Origin of the sequence: Streptomyces incanus (genome assembly GCF_042656345.1) — a bacterium.
In the GTDB taxonomy this organism is placed as follows: Bacteria; Actinomycetota; Actinomycetes; order Streptomycetales; family Streptomycetaceae; genus Streptomyces; species Streptomyces incanus.
This window is the reverse complement of record NZ_JBHSPC010000176.1, coordinates 1-1,372: the sequence shown is the minus strand read 5'-3', so window position 1 is coordinate 1,372 and position 1,372 is coordinate 1. Positions and strand designations below refer to the sequence as shown.

Below are 1,372 nucleotides of genomic sequence, written 5' to 3'. Positions count from 1 at the left end.
CGCTTCGGCGGCGAGGTGCCGCATCCGGTCGACGATCCGCCCGCGCACCTGCTGGGAGAGCCGGGTGTTCATCGTGCGGCCCATGCCGCGGGCCTCCATGGAGCGGAGGTCTTCGACGTAGATCACGCTCGCTTCGGCGGCGATGGCCTGGTCGACGGTCCAGCGGGCGCCAGCCTGTGCGAGGGCGTTGTTGAGGTTCGACCGCCGGGCGGACACGCGCCGGATCTCCTCGGTGAGGGCCAGAGTCCTGGCCGCCAGCGGGTGGTTGGTGTCGTCGCCGATGAGCCGCTGGTAGTGGTCGGCCTTCGCCTGCAGGTGCTCGGACAGGCGGCGCAGGCGGTGCTGTTTCGCGAGCACGCCGACCGTACGGAACATGCCCCCGCTGCCGAGAGCGGTGATACGCCCGTCCTCGTGGAGGCGGGCGGTGCCGGCGGACAGCAGGGTGTTCAGGCCCCAGTCCACACCGAGCGCGACCGTGTGCCCGCTACGCCGGGTCTTCGGGACGGCGTGGGTGTAGGCGAGATCGGCCCGTACCGTGCCCTGGTGGATGCGCGGGGTGGGCAGGTGCAGCACCGCGCCTTGGGGGATCGTCGGCGGCAGCGCAACGGGGCAGGCGATCCACGTCCAGTCCCGGTAGGAGCACGGGTCGGGCCGGGTGGGGAGTTGCAGGCGCAGCAGTGCCCGGCCCGGATCACTTTCGTGCCGTTCGATGGTGGCTTGCTGTCCGTCGCAGGCGGACAGCAACAGCATTCGGGCAATCCGGGGCGCGGCCTCCAGCTGGAACACATCGGCCGGCATCCGCCCGTGCTTCCTGGCGAACGCGGCGATCTGCCGGGTGCGGGACTTGATGACACTGGACGGCAGATGCTGCCCGCCGGGTACCGCTTCGCGGACCGCGTCCCACTCCTGGGCGGTCCGCCTGGCCGGATCGGCGGGCCAGGCCCCAAGGACACCGGAGGTGAGGTCCACGCGCCACTTCGCGGAGCGGAGCGTGCGGCCGACCTTTTCCTGGGCCATGCGAACGATACGGTCATTGACCTTCACACCCCCCGGAGCGGTCACGGTCCAGCCCAGGCGGCGCAGCGCCATCCAGGCGTTCGACGGCAATTTCCTGCCGCTCGCGTCCTCACCGGAGGCGAGGACGTCCACATCGAGGTTGTTCCAGTGCTCGGCAGTCAGCTCGCTCGTCATGCCGGACACGAGGTCCACGGCCCAGCCGACCCGCTCGGCCAGCAAGGAGGCGGACATGAGTTCACCGGTCTTCTCGTCGACCGCCGCGCGCAGCAGGCCACGCGCGCACGCTGTGCGGGAGGTCTCGCCCTCGCCGACCGGCAGCTTCCGGCTCACCAGCCCTCCTTCACCCGTGATGCTG

Annotated in this window: 1 protein-coding gene; it reads right to left on the bottom strand. The window is 71.0% G+C overall.

Annotation, left to right across the window (positions count from 1 at the left end; all coding sequences use genetic code 11):
* Nucleotides 1-1,347, bottom strand: a 1,347-nt coding sequence (locus ACFP2V_RS38530; RefSeq protein ID WP_381221401.1) for a transposase, incomplete at its 3' end; no start/stop codon positions are given.
* Nucleotides 1,348-1,372: the final 25 nt, after the last annotated feature.